Origin of the sequence: Pseudomonas sp. SG20056 (assembly GCF_031764535.1) — a bacterium.
GTDB lineage: Bacteria > Pseudomonadota > Gammaproteobacteria > Pseudomonadales > Pseudomonadaceae > Aquipseudomonas.
In genome coordinates, this window is sequence record NZ_CP134499.1 from 3,551,021 (window position 1) to 3,570,083 (window position 19,063).

General features: G+C 61.3%; 17 protein-coding genes. 7 read left to right on the top strand and 10 right to left on the bottom strand.

The window, feature by feature from the left end; translation table 11 throughout:
- The first annotated feature begins 25 nt into the window (after positions 1-25).
- The gene (locus tag RHP75_RS16890) at positions 26-1,573 is read left to right on the top strand and encodes an AmpG family muropeptide MFS transporter (RefSeq protein ID WP_311089215.1); all 1,548 of its coding nucleotides are present in this window, start codon (positions 26-28) and stop codon (positions 1,571-1,573) included.
- A 51-nt stretch (positions 1,574-1,624) separates the two neighbouring features.
- Positions 1,625-2,350 carry a lipopolysaccharide kinase InaA family protein gene (locus tag RHP75_RS16895; protein WP_311089216.1) on the top strand — a complete coding sequence of 242 codons (726 nt, stop codon included), beginning with the start codon at positions 1,625-1,627 and terminating at the stop codon, positions 2,348-2,350.
- A 12-nt stretch (positions 2,351-2,362) separates the two neighbouring features.
- On the opposite strand, the gene RHP75_RS16900 is transcribed toward RHP75_RS16895, so the two are convergent.
- Both RHP75_RS16900 and RHP75_RS16905 read right to left on the bottom strand, forming a co-directional pair.
- Positions 2,363-3,196 carry a mechanosensitive ion channel domain-containing protein gene (locus RHP75_RS16900; RefSeq protein WP_311089217.1) on the bottom strand — a complete coding sequence of 278 codons (834 nt, stop codon included), beginning with the start codon at positions 3,194-3,196 and terminating at the stop codon, positions 2,363-2,365.
- A 112-nt stretch (positions 3,197-3,308) separates the two neighbouring features.
- Positions 3,309-3,788 (bottom strand): YajQ family cyclic di-GMP-binding protein, encoded by a 480-nt coding sequence (locus tag RHP75_RS16905; protein WP_090382450.1) that lies wholly within the window; start codon positions 3,786-3,788, stop codon positions 3,309-3,311.
- Between the two features lie 151 nt (positions 3,789-3,939).
- Between RHP75_RS16905 and RHP75_RS16910 the strand changes: the two genes are divergently transcribed.
- The 4 genes from RHP75_RS16910 to RHP75_RS16925 are packed head-to-tail and all read left to right on the top strand — an operon-like array spanning position 3,940 to position 8,469.
- Positions 3,940-4,905, top strand: coding sequence for a response regulator (locus RHP75_RS16910; protein ID WP_311089218.1), 966 nt, complete (start codon positions 3,940-3,942; stop codon positions 4,903-4,905).
- Between the two features lie 12 nt (positions 4,906-4,917).
- Positions 4,918-5,826: a putative 2-dehydropantoate 2-reductase gene (locus RHP75_RS16915; protein ID WP_311089219.1), complete on the top strand. Its 909-nt coding sequence runs from the start codon at positions 4,918-4,920 to the stop codon at positions 5,824-5,826.
- A gap of 46 nt (positions 5,827-5,872) precedes the next feature.
- Positions 5,873-7,891 carry an ATP-binding protein gene (locus tag RHP75_RS16920; RefSeq protein WP_311089220.1) on the top strand — a complete coding sequence of 673 codons (2,019 nt, stop codon included), beginning with the start codon at positions 5,873-5,875 and terminating at the stop codon, positions 7,889-7,891.
- Between the two features lie 2 nt (positions 7,892-7,893).
- Positions 7,894-8,469, top strand: coding sequence for a cob(I)yrinic acid a,c-diamide adenosyltransferase (locus RHP75_RS16925; RefSeq protein WP_311089221.1), 576 nt, complete (start codon positions 7,894-7,896; stop codon positions 8,467-8,469).
- 117 nt (positions 8,470-8,586) lie between these two features.
- On the opposite strand, the gene RHP75_RS16930 is transcribed toward RHP75_RS16925, so the two are convergent.
- From RHP75_RS16930 to RHP75_RS16960, 7 genes are all read right to left on the bottom strand, one after another.
- Positions 8,587-9,480, bottom strand: a complete 894-nt coding sequence (locus RHP75_RS16930; protein WP_311089222.1) for an RluA family pseudouridine synthase — start codon at positions 9,478-9,480, stop codon at positions 8,587-8,589.
- A 52-nt stretch (positions 9,481-9,532) separates the two neighbouring features.
- On the bottom strand, positions 9,533-10,588 hold the full coding sequence (locus RHP75_RS16935; protein WP_311089223.1) for an HPP family protein: 1,056 nt from the start codon (positions 10,586-10,588) through the stop codon (positions 9,533-9,535).
- A gap of 114 nt (positions 10,589-10,702) precedes the next feature.
- Positions 10,703-11,644 (bottom strand): Nudix family hydrolase, encoded by a 942-nt coding sequence (locus RHP75_RS16940; RefSeq protein WP_311089224.1) that lies wholly within the window; start codon positions 11,642-11,644, stop codon positions 10,703-10,705.
- Positions 11,641-12,273, bottom strand: a complete 633-nt coding sequence (locus RHP75_RS16945; RefSeq protein WP_311089225.1) for a glutathione S-transferase family protein — start codon at positions 12,271-12,273, stop codon at positions 11,641-11,643. The genes RHP75_RS16940 and RHP75_RS16945 overlap by 4 nt, the downstream gene beginning before the upstream one ends.
- Positions 12,274-12,399: 126 nt before the next feature.
- On the bottom strand, positions 12,400-13,617 hold the full coding sequence (argJ, locus tag RHP75_RS16950; protein ID WP_311089226.1) for a bifunctional glutamate N-acetyltransferase/amino-acid acetyltransferase ArgJ: 1,218 nt from the start codon (positions 13,615-13,617) through the stop codon (positions 12,400-12,402).
- A 137-nt stretch (positions 13,618-13,754) separates the two neighbouring features.
- Positions 13,755-16,487 (bottom strand): preprotein translocase subunit SecA, encoded by a 2,733-nt coding sequence (secA, locus tag RHP75_RS16955; RefSeq protein ID WP_311089227.1) that lies wholly within the window; start codon positions 16,485-16,487, stop codon positions 13,755-13,757.
- Positions 16,488-16,604: 117 nt separating this feature from the next.
- Positions 16,605-17,531: a M23 family metallopeptidase gene (locus RHP75_RS16960; protein ID WP_311089228.1), complete on the bottom strand. Its 927-nt coding sequence runs from the start codon at positions 17,529-17,531 to the stop codon at positions 16,605-16,607.
- Between the two features lie 81 nt (positions 17,532-17,612).
- On the opposite strand from RHP75_RS16960, the gene RHP75_RS16965 reads away from it, so the two are divergent.
- Positions 17,613-18,068, top strand: a complete 456-nt coding sequence (locus RHP75_RS16965; protein ID WP_311089229.1) for a DciA family protein — start codon at positions 17,613-17,615, stop codon at positions 18,066-18,068.
- Positions 18,069-18,151: 83 nt separating this feature from the next.
- Here the strand turns inward: RHP75_RS16965 and lpxC are convergent, their stop codons facing one another.
- Positions 18,152-19,063 (bottom strand): UDP-3-O-acyl-N-acetylglucosamine deacetylase, encoded by a 912-nt coding sequence (gene lpxC / locus RHP75_RS16970; RefSeq protein WP_311089230.1) that lies wholly within the window; start codon positions 19,061-19,063, stop codon positions 18,152-18,154.

A 19,063-nucleotide genomic window follows, 5' to 3' on the forward strand; every position in this document is an offset into this window, starting at 1 on the left:
TCAATCTCAGGCTGATACCCCTTCAATGCCCCGTAAAAGCTGGCGTGATGCCATTGCTGCCTACTCCAGCCCCTCAACCTTGGTGCTGCTGCTTCTAGGGTTCGCCGCTGGCCTGCCCTATATGCTGGTGTTCTCCACCCTGTCTGTCTGGTTACGCGAAGCCGGCGTGGCCCGCGACACCATTGGTTTTGCCAGCCTGATCGGCCTGGCATATGCCTTCAAATGGGTCTGGTCGCCGCTGCTTGATCAGTGGCGACTGCCGCTGCTGGGCAAACTGGGCCGCCGACGCTCCTGGTTGGTGCTATCTCAGATCCTGATCGCCATCGGCCTCGCTGGTATGGCCCTGTGTGACCCGCAAACCCATCTGACCTGGCTGATTTCCCTGGCCGTGCTGGTGGCCTTCGCTTCGGCCACCCAGGACATCGCCGTTGATGCCTACCGCCTGGAAATCGTCGACGACACCCGCCAGGCCGCGCTGGCCGCCAGCTATATGGCCGGCTACCGCGTCGCCGCCCTGCTGGCCACCGCCGGCGCGCTGTATTTCGCCGAAGGCTTTGGCTCCACCGCCCTGCTCTATCAGCACGGCGCATGGGCCGGCACCTACCTGCTGTTTGCCCTGCTGATGTTGCCGGGCCTGCTGACCAGCCTGTGGATGCGCGAGCCGGATGTGCCACTGCGCACGCAACTGGCCGCGGCGCGTTATGGCTTTAGCCACCAGATCGCCTCGGTACTGGTACTGATTGTGTTGCTGGTATCGGTACCGGCGATGTTTACCCAGTTCTATAACACCGACTTCGCCAGCGTGATCAACGGCGAAGCCAGCATGCTTGACCTGCTACTGGAAGACCGCGCCTTCCTGCGCGCCCTGCTCTACACCATCCTCACCAGCCTTTGCCTGTCCACCATGGGTCGCCGCGGCCTGGCGCCGGTGCTGACGCCAGTCAACGACTTTATCGTGCGTTACCGCTGGCAGGCCTTTCTGCTGCTCGGGTTGATTGCCACCTACCGCATGTCGGACACCGTGATGGGCGTGATGGCCAACGTGTTCTACATCGACCAAGGCTTTACCAAGGATCAGATTGCCAGCGTCAGTAAGCTCTTCGGTTTGGTCATGACCCTGATTGGTGCAGGCTTTGGCGGCCTGCTGATCGTGCGCTTCGGTATTCTGCCGATCCTTTTTATCGGTGGCGCAGCCTCGGCGGCGACCAATCTGCTGTTCCTTATGCTTACCGGCATGGGCGCAGACCTGCAGATGCTGATCGTGACCATTTCCGCCGACAACTTCAGCGCAGGCTTGGCCACAGCGGCGTTCGTCGCCTACCTGTCGAGCCTGACCAACCTGAAGTTCTCCGCCACCCAGTACGCCTTGCTCAGCTCGATCATGCTGCTACTGCCGCGCCTGATTGGCGGCTACTCAGGGGTAATGGTGGAGAAGTTCGGCTACGCCCAGTTCTTCCTGGTCACCGCCTTGCTGGGTATTCCGACACTGCTGCTGATCATTCTGCAATGGCGCCGCGAACGACCGCAGACCAGCGATGCCAACGCGACTAACGCCGCAGAGCAGCCTGACTGAACAAACTGGCAAGAGTCTTGCTCTACCCTGCTATCCGCAAAAGGGCAGACCATGACCGTAGCATTCAGTAACGTCAGCAGCTTATTTAGCCCAGCCAGCCTCGAAAGCTGGTGGCAGATCCAGGGAGAATGGGTCGAAGAGCCCAACGACCGCCGCGGCGGTTACAGCGGCGTTCAGCGCATCTGGAAGGACGACACGCTGCTCTATGCCAAGCGTCAGACCGGGCATATCCACCGCAGCCTGCTCCATCCCTTTGGCCGTCCCACTGTGTTACGCGAACGCGATGCACTGCTCGGCGCTCGCAAGGCGGGAGTAACCGTCCCAGAGATCATCTACTGCGCGGCGGAACATAACGCCCAGGGATGGCGCGCCTTGCTAGTGACCAAGGCACTGGACGGTTTTCAACCTATTGATGACTGGTACGCAGGCAATGGCCGCGAGCGGTACGGCGAAGCACTGCACCAACAAGTGCTGCAGAAAGTAGCGCAAAGCCTGGCGAGTTTGCACACCGCGCGCTGGCAGCACGGCTGCATCTATATCAAACATATCTTTGTCCGCATCAACGACGAAGGACAGACGCTGACTCCCGAGGTAGCACTGCTCGACCTCGAGAAATGCCGCCGTCGCCTGACCAGCAAGCAAGCCGCGTTGCACGACATGCTGCAACTGCGGCGCCATTCGCCGTGGGATCAGGCCGACTGGCAAAGCCTGATCAACCACTACCAGCTGGCGATGGGCCGCAGTTTCAAAACGCTCTACAACGCCACCAGTCGCTAACTCGGCGTTCCTTCAGACAGTGGGTTGCTGCACCAGATGCACCACCCGCTGCGGGAATGGGATGCCGATGCCCGCCTCGCTGAGGCGATCCTTGGCCTGCTCGGTGAAGGCGAAAGTCACAGGCCAGAAATCCGGCGTCGCCACCCAGATGCGCAGTGACAGATTGATTGCGCTGTCGCCCAGCCCGGTAACAAACACTACAGGCGCCGGGTTCTGGTGCACCCGTGGATCCCTGGCGATATCCAGCAACACTTCGCGGGCTTGCTTGATGTCGCTTGAGTAATCGATTCCCAGGTTGATATCGACACGGCGCGTGGATTCGCGCGAATAGTTGGTGATATGGCCGTTCGACAGACTGCCGTTGGGCACGATCACCACTTTGTTATCCGCGGTTTTCAGCGTGGTATGGAAAATCTGGATGCTGTCGACACTGCCCGAAACGCCCTGCGCCTCAATCCAGTCGCCAGCACGAAACGGGCGAAACAGCATGATCAATACCCCGCCAGCGAAGTTCGCCAGGCTGCCCTGCAAGGCCAGGCCAATGGCCAAACCGGCAGCACCGATCACCGCGATAAAGGAAGTGGTTTCCACGCCGATCATCGAGGCCACGCTGACCAGCAGCAACACCTTCAGCACGATACCGGCCAGGCTGCAGATAAAACTGCTCAGCGCGCGGTCGACCTGACGCATATTGAGCAAACGGCCAATGCTGCCGGTGAGTTTGCTGATCAGCCACCAACCGATCAGCATGGTGATCAAGGCCAGGGTCAGCTTGCCGCTGTATTCGAGCACCACAGGCAGCCAGGCTTCTGACATCTTCACCAGTTGTTCGACGTTCATATCCATCTGTTAATCCTTGTAGACCTTTGAAAATAAAACGCCACGGCAAGCCGTGGCGGTTTTACTGCACCAACACCGTTGCGACGCCTTTACGGCGGCAAGGTTCAACGCCCACGCATCAATCGCGAAAGTTGTTGAACTGCAACGGCATGCCGAAGTCCTTGGCACGCAAGGCGGCAATCGCTTCCTGCAGATCATCACGCTTCTTGCCGGTAATACGTACCTGCTCGCCCTGAATGGCAGCCTGCACCTTGAGTTTGATGTCCTTGATGTGCGCGACGATCTTCTTCGCCAGGTCCTTCTCAATCCCTTCACGCAGGATCACTTCCTGCTTGACGCTCTTGCCAGACGCGTAGGCGTCCTTGAACTCCAGGCACTGTACGTCAATCTTGCGTTTGACCAGGCAGAGCTTGAGAATCTCAACCATCTGCTCCAACTGAAAATCCGCATCAGCTGTCAGGTTGACAGTCAGCTCTTTCAGCTCAAAGCTACCTTTACCGCGCAGGTCATAACGACGATCCAGCTCTTTTATAGCGCTGTCGATGGCGTTGGTAACTTCATGTTTGTCCAACTCGGACACCACGTCGAACGAGGGCATGGGCTTACTCCAGATAGACGGCGCGCCCTGCATCACGAACGGGACACGCCTGGCTTGACGGTAAAAAAACCCGGCCATTATATAGCGGTAGCAACACACACTGCCCGGCGAAGTATCGGGCCCACGTGATTTCCCCCTAGCGAGCCTGCCCATGCCTAACCCCCACCTGAGCATTTTGGTCGTCGATGACGCCAAGTTCTCCAGCGCCATGATCGGGCGCGCCCTGACCCAGGCGGGCTATCAGGATCTCCGTTTTGCCAGCAGCGCCGCCGAAGCCATCAGCCTGCTGGAGCAGCGCCCGGCCAGCGTCCTACTCGCCGACTGGCTGATGCCGGAGATGAACGGCCTGGAACTGACCGTTCAGGTGCGTCAGTTCGATGAAATGGCCCACCACTACACCTACGTCATCCTGCTCACCGGCAAGGAAGGCGAAAACGTATTGGGTGAAGCCTTCGACAGCGGCGTCGATGACTTCATCAGCAAGGCAGCGATGAACGAGCAACTGGTGCCGCGCGTCTACGCCGCCGACCGCCTGTGCAACACCCTGCAGCGCCTGCTGCAGGAAAATCGCCTGCTCACCGAAAACATCGCCAGCCTGGAACAGCGCAACCTGATCGACCCGCTCACCGGCCTGGGTAACAACCGCTACCTGCACCAGAAGATGCTCGACAGCCTGCGCCAGGTGGAATCGCGCGGCGGCGCACTGTGCTACCTGCTGATTGGCCTGCAGGACATGCATGAGCTGCACCAGCGGCATGGCGACGCCTTCTACAACGAACTGCTTACCGGCGTAGCACGACGCCTGCAACAACTGGTACGGCCACTGGATGTACTGGTGCGCACGGACGAAAGCCACTTCGGCCTGATCACCCTGCTGACCGACCTGCATGAGTGCTCGCCGAGCAGCTTCAAGCGCCTGCATGAAGGCATCAACCTCAAGGCGTTCAAGACCAGCGAAGGCTTTATCAGCCTCAAGGCGGGTATCAGCCTGGTGGGTCTGGATGCAAAAGGTCTGCCCATCACTCCGCAACAAATCACCGAGCACGCAGCCAGGCTATTGCCCGATTCGCACAGCACCGGGCTGGTGACCGCCCTGCGCCTGTCTTTGCCGCAATAAGCCGCGCTCAGCATGTGGCATATCCTCGGCGCCGGTAGCCTCGGCACCCTATGGGCCACGCGCCTGGCACGCGCTGGCCTGCCGGTGCAGTTGATCCTGCGCGACTCGGCGCGTCTGCACCGCTATCAACAGGCCGGCGGGCTGACCCTGATTGAACAGGGCAACGCGCAGCACTACCCCATCCCCGCGCAAACACCCGATCACCCCGAGCCGATCCAACGCCTACTGCTGGCCTGCAAGGCCTATGACGCCGCCACTGCCGTAAGCCAACTGGCACCACGCCTGGCCCCTGGCGCCGAAATCCTCTTGCTGCAAAATGGCCTGGGTAGCCAGGACGAAGTCGCTCGCGCCGCACCCCTGGCACGCTACATCTTTGCCTCCAGCACCGAAGGCGCGTTTCGTCAGGCGGATTTTCAGGTGGTGTTTGCCGGCCACGGCCACACCTGGCTCGGCGACCCGCTTGAGCTGCGACCGCCAACCTGGCTGGAAGACTTGCACCAAGCCGGCATTGTTCACGACTGGAGCCTGGATATCCTCAGCCGGCTGTGGCGCAAGCTGGCGCTGAACTGCGCGATCAACCCACTGACCGTGCTGCACGACTGCCGTAATGGCGGGCTACGCGAACACCCGGCGCAGGTCGCTTGCCTGTGCAGCGAGCTGAGCGAGTTGCTGCACCGCTGCGGCCAAAGCGCGGCCGCCGAAGACCTACACGACGAAGTGCAACGGGTGATTCTGGCGACTGCCGCCAACTATTCCTCCATGCACCAGGATGTCAGCCAGGGCCGCCGCACGGAAATCGCCTACCTGCTGGGTTACGCCTGTAACGCCGCGCAACGCCACCAACTGGTGCTGCCACATCTACAGGCGCTGCACAGCCAACTGCTGGCCCACCTCAACGCGCGCGGATTGCCCAGCCACTGAGGCCCGCGTTAACCTGCCTGCACTTCCACCACCGCGACAGCCCGCCATGCCTCTGCGTCAGCGCCTTGAAAACCTACCGGTCGGTCGCAAGCTGCTGGTCGCCCTACTGGCTTTGCTCGCCACTGTACTGATGGTGGCCAACCTGGCCTTTATCAGCGCGGCCTACTGGATCTCCCAAGAAAGTGTGGCCCCCCAGGCCCTGCACACCCTCGGCCGGCTGATTGCCAGCCCACCACTGAGCAAGGAAGCGCTGAGTTCCCCTGCCGCCGCCGAAGCCTTGCTCAGGCGCCTGGATGACTACGCTCCGCTGCGTGCGGCCGTGATCTATGACGCCGACGGCCTGAACCTGGCGCAGCTGCAGCGCGGCACCAAACTGCAGCTGCCGCAGCGCGTCGAAGAGGTGGCGGCCTGGCGCCATAGCGAGTTTCGCATCAACCAGCTGGTCGAACTGCCGCAAGCCACAGGCAACCCCGGGCATCTGCTACTGGTGGCTTCCAGCGAACTGCCGGGGGTGTTCTACACCGGCACCCTGACCGCCAGTCTGGTGATTCTTGCCCTGAGTGTGGTGCTCTGGCTGATCGTCTCGCGCCAGGTTCGCCGCCTGATCACCCGGCCGATCCGCCGCCTGGAAGAGCTTTCGCGCCAGGTCACCCGCGAAGAGAACTATGCCCTGCGCGCACGCCGCGGCAACCGTGACGAGATCGGCAGCCTGGCCGATGCCTTCAACACCATGCTGGTGCGCATCGAAGCCCGTGAGCAGCAGCTCAAACGTGCCCGTGATGACGCCCAGGAAGCCTTCGACCAGGCTCAGCACCTGGCCGAGGAAACCCGCCACTCCAACCGCAAGCTGGAGCTGGAAGTGCAGGTGCGCAGCAAGATCGAGAAGAAACTCACCGGCTTTCAGAAGTACCTCAACAGCATCATCGACTCCATGCCCTCGGCGCTGATCGCCCTCGACGAACAGCTCTACGTCACCCAGTGGAACCAAGAAGCCAGCAGCCTTTCCGGCACCCGCCTGGACGAAGCGCTGAACCAGCCGATCTTCCTCGCCTTCCCGCCGCTCAAGCCTTACCTGCCGCAGCTAAGGCGCACTGTCGAGCAGCATCAGGTGGAAAAGATCGAGCGGGTCACCTGGGGCAGCAACGAGCAGCCGCGCCACTTCGCACTGACCTTCTACCCGTTGATGGGTGGCAGCGGCCGCGGCGTAGTGATCCGAGTCGACGACATCACCCAGCGTCTGAACCTGGAAGAAATGATGGTGCAGTCGGAGAAGATGCTCTCGGTCGGCGGCCTGGCCGCCGGCATGGCACACGAGATCAACAACCCGCTGGGGGCCATCCTGCATAACGTGCAGAACATCCGCCGACGCCTGTCACCGGAGCTGGAAAAAAACCGCGAACAGGCCGAACAAGCCGGTATCTGCCTGGAAGGCATCGACCGCTACCTGCATGCCCGGGAGATCCCACGCCTGCTCGACGGCATCCAGCAGGCCGGCAGCCGCGCGGCGAAGATCGTCAGCCATATGCTCAACTTCAGCCGTCGCAGCGACCGCCAGCTCGCGCCATGCCAATTGCCGGCGCTGGTTGATCAGGCAGTCGAGATCGCCAGCAATGACTTCGACCTGACCGAGAGTTTCGACTTCAAGAGCCTGACCATCCAGCGCGAGTTCGCCACCGACCTGCCTGCCGTGCCCGCTACCGCCAACGAGCTGGAGCAGGTGCTGCTCAACCTGCTGAAAAATGCCGCCCAGGCCATCCATCAGCGCAACGACAGCACAACGCCCGGACAAATCACCCTGCGCGTGCGCCTGGCGCCGCCCTGGGCGGAGATCCAGGTGGAAGACAATGGCGTCGGCATGCCCGAATCGGTGCGCAAGCGCATCTTCGAGCCGTTCTTCACCACCAAGGAAGTCGGCCAGGGCACCGGGCTCGGGCTGTCGGTGTCATATTTCATCATCACCAACAACCACAAAGGGCAGATGGAAGTGCAGTCCACAGCCGGCCAGGGCACCTGCTTCACCCTGCGCCTACCGATGACCACCGCCACGCCTGACACAGGTCTTTGAACATGGGTTACCGTCTCTCGAAAATCTACACCCGCACCGGCGACGCCGGCGAAACCGGTCTGGCCGATGGCCGCCGCGTGACCAAGGACCACCCTCGGGTGGATGCCATGGGCGAGGTCGACACACTGAACAGCCATATCGGCCTGCTGCTGGCCGAACTGGCCGAACAGCAAGCCCAGTGCCCGAGACTGACCGAGATTATCGAGGTGCTAGCGCCCTGCCAGCACCGCCTATTTGATCTCGGCGGCGAACTGGCGATGCCCGACTACCAGGCCCTGCAGACCCCGGAAATCGAGCGATTGGAAGCAGCCATCGACCGCTGGAACGAAGAAGTCGGCCCGCTGGAGAATTTTATCCTGCCAGGCGGCTCGCGCCTGGTCGCCCAGGCCCATGTGTGCCGCAGCCTGGCTCGCAGCGCCGAGCGCCGCTGCCAGCACCTGAACGCCGTGGAGCCGCTGCGCGGCGTCGGCCTGGCCTACGTCAACCGCCTGTCCGACCTGCTGTTCGTCGCCGCGCGACTGATCGCCAAACGTCAGGGCATCGCTGAAGTGCTCTGGCAGGCGGCTGCGATACAATAGGGAACACCATCCCCGGATTGCATCCGGGCTACTGAGCCAGCCATGTAGGGTGGATGACGTTTTTTCATCCACCATTACGGGTCGGTGGATGGATAAAGCGCCATCCACCCTACGACTTCAGAGCAGACTGAGTTGGCTTTCGAATGTGCGCCGCTCGCCGCTCAGCGGGTCGATAAAGCTCAGCCCCTTGGCCAGCAGCTTGAGCGGCTTGCTGTAGTCATCCGGCGCATCGGGAGCATCGGTGACCTCGGGATAAAACGGGTCATTGAGGATCGGCGCGCCCAGTGCGGCGAGGTGCACGCGCAGCTGGTGCTTCTTGCCCGTGACCGGATACAGCCGGTACAGCCAGTACTCGCCCAAGCGCTGGGCGACCTCGATGCGGGTTTCGGTATTGGCCTCACCGGCCACTTCCTGCATGCGAAAGAACGGCTCGGCGCCTTCCAGCCGCGTCGCCCGCAGCAGCGGGAAGTCCAGCTGCGGCAAAGCCGCCGCCAGCGCCTCGTAGCACTTGTCCATCTGCCGCAGGCGAAACAGCGCCTGGTACTGACCACGGCTCTCGCGGTTAGTAGAAAACAGCACCAGGCCGGCAGTGTGCCGATCAATCCGGTGCAGCGGCACCAGGTCGGCATTGCCCAGGCGCTTGGCCAGGCGCGCCTGCAGAGTCTGCTCGACATATTCGCCGGCTGGCATCACCGGCAGAAAATGCGGTTTGTCCGCCACTAGCAGGTGCTCATCGACATGCAGCAGGGTCTCTTCGAAGGGAATCGGCGTTTCCGCCGGCACTTCGCGAAAGTAGTGCACCTTGAGTCCTTCGCGATAAGACGCCGCCATGTCGAGCGGCTGGCCCTGCGCGTTCAGCACCCGACCGCGGACGATCCGCTCCTGCCACACCGCCGGTGCTATCGCCGGAAAATGCGCGCACAGGCATTCGAACACCGTCACCCAGTTGCCACGCGGCAAATGCAGGGTGCTGGGGCGCATATTCGACGGGGAACGGGCTTCTACAGGCATGAACTCACTCAACAGCCAGGCGGTGAAAGACAGAGGATAACCCAGGCCCAGGTTAACCCGCGCCCGCTGCGGGACTCTGCAGTGACATACGGAACAGCGCCGCCAGCAGGTCGGACTGGCTGACGATACCCAGCAAGCGATGGTGCTCATCCACCACGGGCAGCCGATGCACGTCGCTATCTGTAAGCATCTGCAGCAGGTAGGTCACCGGCCAGTCGGCGCGACAGGTCGGCGCTTGCCGGCGCATGCATTGGCTGACAGTCTGGGCATCGACGTCGGCCAGCAACAGATCATGCAGGCTTAGCATGCCCTGCAATTCGCCCTGCGAGTTGAGCACCGGCATGCCGCTTAGCCGGTGCTCATGCAGGCTCAATCGCGCCTCGGCAAGGCTGGCGTGCTCCGTCAGGGTCTGCACATCGCGGGACATGATGTCGCCACAGCGCACTTCACCAAAGCGCCGCTGATAAGCCCGCGCCTCGGTTTGCAGGAGAATCTCCTCCAGGTCTTCGCGGGAAATATCCAGCAACTCGCCGCGCGCCTTGAGCACCGCATCCAGATCCGCCGGGGTGAAGCCCAGGCGATCACGGGGGATCGGGTCATGGGTCTTGTGCACGTTGCCATGCTCAAGCGGGCGGTGCGGATACTGCCGGCGCAAGGCGTTATTGAACAACAGCGCGATCAGCAGCAGGCCAATCGAGTTCAACCCCACCGGGTAGAGGGCGAAGTGGTAGCCCAGCTGGGCCACTTCCGGCCCGGCCAGCACCGCCGTCAGCGCCACCGCGCCACCCGGCGGATGCAGACAGCGCAAGGCAAACATTCCGGCAATCGCCACGCCGCCAGCCAACGCGGCCACCCACGCATCGTGACCGAGCCAGGTGGCGCAGCTCACCCCAATCAGGGCGCAGATCAGATTGCCACCGATAATCGACCAGGGCTGCGCCAGAGGGCTGGCCGGCACGGCGAACAGCAGCACGGCAGAGGCGCCCATAGGTGCGATCAGCCAAGGGCTGGCACTGCCCAACACCTCATGACAAAGCCAGCCACTGAACAGCAGCCCCAGCACCGCGCCGACACAGCTCAGCGCCCGCTCACTCAGACTGACCGTCATGGGCGCCGGCCAGAAGCCCTTCAACCACGCCTTGATGCTTTGCACCGTCAACCGCTCACCTGTAACGCACCATTTGAGGGCGCGACTATAACGCCCTTTACTCACAGGTGGCAGTTACTCCGGCCAGAATGCGCGAATCCCCGCCACGCCCTGAGCCCCCACTTGCCAGGCCCGCTCCACATCGGCCGGGGTTACCCCACCCAGCAGATAGGCCGGCTGATTAAAGCCCTGCAACAGCTCGGCGACCTGGGCCCAGCCCAGCGGCTGCGCATCAGGATGAGTCTGGGTGGCTTGCACAGGGGACAGGGTGATGAAGTCCACGCCCATCTGCGTGGCCAGTTGCAGCTCCTGCGTACTGTGGCAAGAAGCCGCCAGCCAGCGCTCTGCCGGGAATGGCCGGCCACCTGCGCTCAACTCGCGCAATTGCTGCGCCGTCAGGTGCCAGCCAGCGGCGGGAAAGTCGCCCAGCCACTCCAACGGCCCCTTGAGCATCAGCTGCGCCTTGCCGGCACAGAGGCCGAGGGCATCCACGGCAATATCGCGGTACTGCGCATCGAACATCGCCGGGGCGCGCAGCTGCAGCAAACGAATACCGCTTTTCAGCGCGGCCTGAATACCGCGCAGCAGCTCGGGCCCACTCAGCCCCTCAGGGGTAATCAGATAACGCTCGGGCAAACGCGCCGCCGCGACAATCGGCCGATTGGCGGCGGGAAACTCATAATCAGCCAACTGCCGAGGGCTGACCCAGGCCAGCGGCTGACCTTCGGCACCATGGGGCTCGCCGGTAAACGCCGAGACCTCCCAGACGTCCAGCAACACCTGCTTGTCCGGGTAATCGTGACGCACCTGAATCAGCGGCCGCGCGGCACTGGGGCGAATACCCAGTTCCTCTTCCAGCTCACGGGCCAGGGCTGCCTGCACCGTCTCGCTGGCCTCGACCTTGCCACCGGGAAACTCCCAGAGGCCGCCCTGATGCTTATCCTCGGGACGTTTGGCGAGCAGTATCTGCCCATCCACACCACGAATAACCGCGGCGGCTACATGAATACGCTTCACGCCAGATGTTCCTCCTGGGCGGCTTGGTACCAGCGCTGAAACGCCGGCCACTGATAGATCGTCTCGACATAGGCGGCAGCCTCTGCCGGCAGCGCCACCTGATAGCTGCGCAAGCGCGCCGCCACCGGAGCGAAGAAGGCATCCGCCAGACAGGCCTGACCAAACAGGAAGTCCCCGCCCTTACCAAAGCGCTGCCGGCACTCGGCCCACAGGGCGCAGATGCGCTGGATATCGGCCATGGCATCAGCCGGAATTTCAGCCAGCGCCTGATTGCGTTTGAGGTCCATCGGCAGATGACTGCGCAGCGCGACAAAACCGCTGTGCATCTCGGCACAGGCACTGCGTGCCAGCGCGCGGGCAGCCCGGGCTTGCGGCCACAGCTGGGCAGCGGGAAAGCATTCGGCCAGGTATTCGCCAATCGCCAGGGAGTCCCAGATGGCGCCGTCGTCGCTGATCAGCAACGGCACCTTGCCGGTCGGCGAGTGCTGAAAAATGAGCGCGCGGGTATCAGGCCGATTCAGGGTAATCAGCTGTTCGGCATAGGGCGCGCCGGTCAACTCCAGCGCCAGTGCCGCACGCAACGACCAGGACGAGTAGGTTTTGTCGCCAATAATCAGAGTAAGTGACATGGGCTGCGCTCGCTGCGGGAAGGTCGCATGACCTTAAAAGGCGACTTCCTCAATAGCAAATTCCCGTTGCTCATGGGGGCATGAGCAACGGGAATGCGGGTCGTCAAACAGCCGGTACGTGACGGATCAGGTGCGGTACTCGGCGTTGATCTTCACGTACTCGTGGGACAGATCGGTGGTCCAGATGTTCTCACTGCAACCACCGCGGCCCAGCTCGATGCGGATGGTGATCTCTTCCTTGGCCATCACTGCGGCGCCCTGCTCTTCGGTGTAGCTGACGGCACGGCAGCCACGGCTGGCAATGCACACGTCACCAAGGAATACGTCGATCAGGCTGACATCCAGCTGCGCCACGCCAGCGCGGCCCACGGCGGCGAGAATGCGCCCCCAGTTCGGGTCGGAAGCAAACAGCGCGGTCTTGATCAGCGGCGAATGGGCTACGGCATAACCGACGTCCAGGCACTCCTGATGGGTTGCACCGCCATTGACCTGCACGGTGACAAACTTGGTCGCGCCTTCACCGTCGCGCACGATGGCCTGAGCCACTTCCATGCACACGCTGAATACCGCTTCCTTGAGTTTGGCGAACAGGTCGCCGCTGGCCTGGCTGATTTCCGGCAAGGCGGCCTTGCCAGTGGCGATCAACATGCAGCAGTCGTTGGTCGAGGTGTCGCCGTCGATTGTGATGCGGTTAAATGACTTGTTCGCCGCATCGCGCAACAGGTCCTGCAGTACGGCCTGAGCCACCTTGGCGTCGGTGGCGATATAACCGAGCATGGTCGCCATGTTCGGCTTGATCATCCCCGCGCCCTTGCTGATGCCAGTCACCGTGACAATCACACCATCGTGAACAAACTGGCGGCTGGCCCCTTTGGGCAGGGTGTCGGTGGTCATGATGCCGGTGGCAGCCTCGGCCCAGTGGTTCTCGGACAAGTCGTCGAGAGCCGCCTGCAGCGCGCCTTCGATCTTCTCGACCGGCAGCGGCTCACCAATCACCCCGGTGGAGAACGGCAGCACAGCACCCTCATCCACACCAGCCAGCTGAGCCAAGGCAGCGCAAGTGCGCGTGGCATTCGCAAGGCCAGGCTCGCCGGTGCCGGCGTTGGCATTACCGGTATTGGTCAACAGGTAACGCACGCTGCCCAGCACACGCTTCTTGGCCAGAATCACCGGCGCGGCGCAGAACGCATTGAGGGTGAACACACCCGCTACGCTGGAGCCTTCGGCACATCGCATCACTACCACATCCTTGCGCCCTGGGCGCTTGATGCCCGCCGAAGCGATGCCCAGTTCGAAACCTGGAACCGGGTGCAGGGTAGACAACGGGCCAAGACCAACAGCCATAGAGAATGCTCCTTGAGGTGGTAGGACTGATTGCGATGGTAAAACGCCGCGAGCGGTCAGACCGTTCGCGGCGTTAATCAAGCTGGGCCAAGCATAGCCAACTTCACTGTCGGCTCAACCCGCTCTACACGGACTGTTTAACTAACCTGGCCGTGGCAGTGCTTGTACTTCTTGCCGGAACCACAGGGGCACGGCTCATTGCGGCCGATCTTCGGCTCGGTGCGCACCGGCGCCACGGCAACCGCTACATCACCCTCTTCTTCGGCGACTTGCGGCAGCAGCGCCGAGGCTTCGGCGTGCTGGAACTGCATGCGCTCGGCCAATGCTTCGGCCTCACGACGCAAACGAGCCTCTTCTTCAGCCGGGTCTTCACGGCGCACTTGCACATGCGAAAGAACGCGGATGGTGTCGCGCTTGATCGAATCCAGCAGTTCCTGGAACAGGGTGAAAGACTCGCGCTTGTATTCCTGCTTGGGGTTCTTCTGCGCATAGCCGCGCAGGTGAATACCGTGACGCAGGTGGTCCATGGTCGACAGGTGGTCTTTCCACAGGTCGTCGAGGACACGCAGGAGAATCTGCTTCTCGAAGGTGCGCAGGGCTTCGGCGCTGGCTTCGTTTTCTTTCTCGTTGTAGGCGCTGACCAGCTCTTCAAGAATGCGCGCACGCAGGGTCTCTTCGTACAACTTGTGGTCATCATCGAGCCACTGCTGAATCGGCAGACGCAGGTTGAAACCGCTGTAAAGCGCCTCTTCCAGGCCAGCGATATCCCACTGCTCAGGCAGCGACTGCGGCGCGATATGCTGGTTGATGGTGTGATCCAGCACTTCCTGACGGAACTCGGCAATGGTTTCGCCGATGTTGTCGGCCGCCAGCAGCGTGTTGCGCATGTGATAGATCACCTTGCGCTGCTCGTTAGCCACGTCGTCGAATTCCAGCAGTTGCTTACGCATGTCGAAGTTACGACCTTCAACCTTGCGCTGGGCCTTTTCGATGGCGTTGCTGACCATGCGGTGCTCGATAGCTTCACCGGACTGCATGCCTAGAGCCTTCATAAAGTTCTTTACCCGATCCGAGGCAAAGATGCGCATCAGGCTGTCTTCCAGCGACAGGTAGAAGCGGCTGGAACCTGGGTCACCCTGACGGCCGGCACGACCACGCAGCTGGTTGTCGATACGCCGCGATTCGTGACGCTCGGAGGCGATCACATGCAGGCCGCCCGACTCGATCACCTGCTGATGACGCTTCTGCCAATCGGCCTTGATCTGTGCGATCTGCTCAGGCGTGGGGTTTTCCAGGTTGGCAACTTCCACTTCCCAGTTGCCGCCCAGCAGGATGTCGGTACCACGACCGGCCATGTTGGTGGCAATGGTCAGCGCGCCCGGACGACCGGCCTGAGCAATGATTTCCGCTTCCTTCTCGTGGAACTTGGCGTTGAGCACCTTGTGCTCGATGCCTTCCTGATTGAGCAGCTTGGACATGTGCTCGGAGGTTTCGATGGTGGCCGTACCGACCAGCACCGGACGCCCCAGGGCCATGCTTTCCTTGATGTCGGTGACGATGGCGGCGTACTTCTCTTCCGCAGTCAGGTAGACCAGATCGTTGAAGTCCTTACGCGCCAAAGCACGATTGGTCGGAATCACGATCACCGCCAAGCCATAGATCTGATGGAATTCGAATGCTTCGGTATCAGCAGTACCGGTCATGCCGGACAGCTTGCTGTACAGACGGAAGTAGTTCTGGAAGGTGGTCGAGGCCAGGGTCTGGCTCTCAGCCTGGATCGGCAAACCTTCTTTGGCTTCGATGGCCTGGTGCAGGCCCTCGGACAGACGACGGCCGGGCATGGTACGGCCGGTGTGCTCGTCGATCAGCAGCACCTGGTTATTCTGCACGATGTATTCAACGTTGCGGTTGAACAGCTTGTGCGCACGCAGGCCCGAGTACACATGGGTCAGCAGGCCCAGGTTGTGCGCCGAATACAGGCTCTCACCCTCAGCCAGCAGGCCGACTTCGGTGAGCATCTCTTCAACATACTGGTGGCCCGCTTCGTTCAGCTCGACCTGACGGGCCTTCTCGTCGACCTTGTAGTGACCTTCCTGCGTGACCACGCCCTCTTCTTCCTCAACATGCAGCTTGAGGCGCGGGATCAGCTTGTTGATCTCGGTGTAGAGGCGCGAGCTGTCTTCGGCCTGGCCGGAGATGATCAGCGGGGTGCGTGCTTCGTCGATCAGAATGGAGTCAACTTCGTCGATCACGGCGAAATTCAGCTCGCGCTGGAATTTGTCTTCCAGGCTGAAGGCCATGTTGTCGCGCAGGTAATCGAAACCGAATTCGTTGTTGGTGCCGTAGGTGATATCGGCGGCGTAGGCTTCACGCTTCTCTTCGGGCGGCATAAAGGGGGTCACGATGCCCACGCTCATACCGAGGAATTCATACAGCGGACGCATCCAGTTGGCGTCGCGGCGTGCCAGGTAATCGTTGACCGTCACCACATGCACGCCCTTGCCGGACAGTGCATTGAGGTACACCGCCAGGGTCGCCACCAGGGTCTTACCCTCACCGGTGCGCATCTCGGCGATCTTGCCTTCGTGCAGGGTCATACCACCAATCAACTGCACGTCGAAGTGGCGCATGCCCATCACGCGCTTGCCGGCTTCGCGGGCTACCGCAAAGGCTTCGGCGAGCAGCTGATCAAGGGTTTCACCTTTGGCCAGACGAGCTTTGAACTCCTCCGTCTTGGCACGCAGTTGCTCATCGGAAAGGGCAAGCATCTGCTCCTCGAAGGCATTGACGGCTTGTACCGCCTTGAGCATGCGTTTGACTTCACGCTCGTTCTTGCTTCCAAAGAGTTTTTTCAACAAAGGCGCAAACATATCGACAGGATCTTCCAGGCGTATGGATTGAGGGCGGCTGAACAGCGACCCATGCAGCCTTTATGGCTGCGTGCGAAGGGGGCATTCTACCCGGAAACGCAAACGAGGAAAGCGGCGTTATTCGACGTCGTTAACCCGGGCTATATAGCTGGCTGGATTGACCACTCGGCCATCCTTGGTCACTTCGAAGTGCACATGGTAACCACTGGCGCGGCCGCTACGGCCAACCTTGGCAATCGTCTGGCCGCGCTGCACCAAGTCACCAATCTGTACCAAGTTGCTCTGATTGTGCGCATACAGCGTGGTGTAGCCATCGGCATGACTGATCTCCACGGTATGCCCATAACCCGACTTGACCCCGGAGAAGCTCACCACCCCAGCCGCAACAGCCACCACATCACTGCCCGGTTTGGCAGCAAAATCGACCCCTTTATGCTGAGTATTACGCCCGGTCAGTGGGTGCACGCGGCGACCAAATGGCGAGGACATATAGCCATGGCGCACCGGCATGCCGGAGAGGTATTCGGCTTCATTCAGCTGTCGCTCGCCGATCAGCTGCTCCAGTACTTCCAGCAACTGCTCACGACTGTCCAGGCGAAGGCTCAGGCGATCAAGCTCATCCATAAACGGCGGCGGCGCATACGCGGCATCGCCCAGGGCATCTTCAGCACCGCCCTGGCCAACATTGAGAGAGAAATCAAATTCGCTGGCATCCAGATCCGCTAGTTCGGTGAGGCGCGCGCCCAAGGCATCCAGACGAGTCAGGCGCGCTTGCAGCTCGGCCACATGCACGGCAAAGGCATCCAGCTGACGCTGGGCGTCACGCCGCACTTGGCCGACCTCGGCGCGCTGCTGGTCTATTGCTTGATTGAGCTGGGTGTCGTCATGCACCTCAACCGTTGCCGGCGCCCACCAGGCACCAACAGCTACGCCGCTGGCCAATGCCGCGCCGAGTGCCAGTAACAACGCCAGCAATAACCAGCGCAGATCCAGACTGAGTGAACGTGCGGCACCGTGATGCCGACTAAGTAGAATGATGTGCACGGCCTTCCCCTAGTGGTGAAGCGTCAGTCGGCAGCAGCGATTCTGCTACCATGGCGGCTCCACTTTTTCAGGCGTCCTGCCATGACTTTTCGTCCTTTGCCGGCCCGGGCTCCCGCCGCGCTATTGCGCGAAGCGAAACCCCTGAAGGCGCTGTTCAATCAAGCGCAACGCATTGATCGCCTGCAGCACCTACTGGAAAGCCAACTACAGCCGGCGGCTCGCGAACACTGCCATGTAGCGTCGTGGCGCGAGGGTTGCCTGCTGCTGATAATCACCGATGGCCACTGGGCCACGCGCCTGCGCTATCAACAAAAACGCTTGTTGAAACAGCTGCAGGCACTCGAAGAATTCGCGACCTTAACGAAGATTCTGTTCAAGGTGCAACCTCCGACTGCCGAAAGGCGTGCACCGGGTCGCACAATCAGCCTGTCCAGCAGCGCCGCGGAAAACATCCAGGCCACCGCCGACGGCATCAGTGACCCCAAGCTGCGCGCTGCCCTTGAGCGTCTGGCCAAGCACGGCAAACCCAGCGAATAAGTGCTTTTCGCCCACTAAAGCGCAGGTAATAAAAAAGGCCACCCGAAGGTGGCCTCGAAAAGCAAAGTAAGGAGGGTATTGCGTTACACGGCCGCAACCGGGCGCATGTAGGAGATTGGCGCGGTGTTGGGGTCATCAAAGGTGACGACTTCCCAGGCATCGGTTTGCTCGATCAGGGCGCGCAGCAGGCGATTGTTCAGCGCATGCCCCGATTTGAAACCCTTGAACTCGCCAATCAGGCTGTTACCCAGCAGGTAAAGGTCGCCGATCGCATCGAGAATCTTGTGTTTGACGAACTCGTCCTCGTAACGCAGGCCGTCTTCGTTCAACACGCGGAACTCATCTACCACGATAGCGTTATCTACGCTGCCGCCAAGAGCCAGGTTCTGTGAACGCAGGAACTCGATATCACGCATAAAACCGAAGGTCCGAGCGCGGCTGACTTCTTTCACAAACGAGGTGCTGGAGAAGTCCACGCTGGCCGACTGGGTGCGATTGCGGAACACCGGGTGATCGAAATCGATCTCGAAGGTCACCTTGAACCCTTCGAAAGGCACGAAGGTGGCGCGCTTGTCGCCCTCTTCAACTTTCACTTCGCGAAGGATGCGGATGAACTGCTTGTGGGCGTCCTGCTCTTGCAAACCAGCAGATTGAATCAGGAATACAAAAGGACCCGCACTGCCATCCATGATCGGTACTTCGGACGCGGAGAGCTCGACGTAGGCGTTATCGATGCCCAGGCCAGCCATGGCCGAAAGCAGGTGCTCTACCGTATCCACCTTGACATCACCATTGACCAATGTGGTCGACATGGTGGTTTCACCAACATTGCCTGCACGCGCGGGAATTTCCACGACAGGGTTCAAGTCGGTACGACGGAACACGATACCGGTGTCCACGGGTGCCGGCTTCAGGGTCAGGTATACCTTTTCCCCGGAATGCAGGCCGACGCCAGTGGCGCGGATAATGTTCTTCAGGGTGCGTTGTCTGATCAT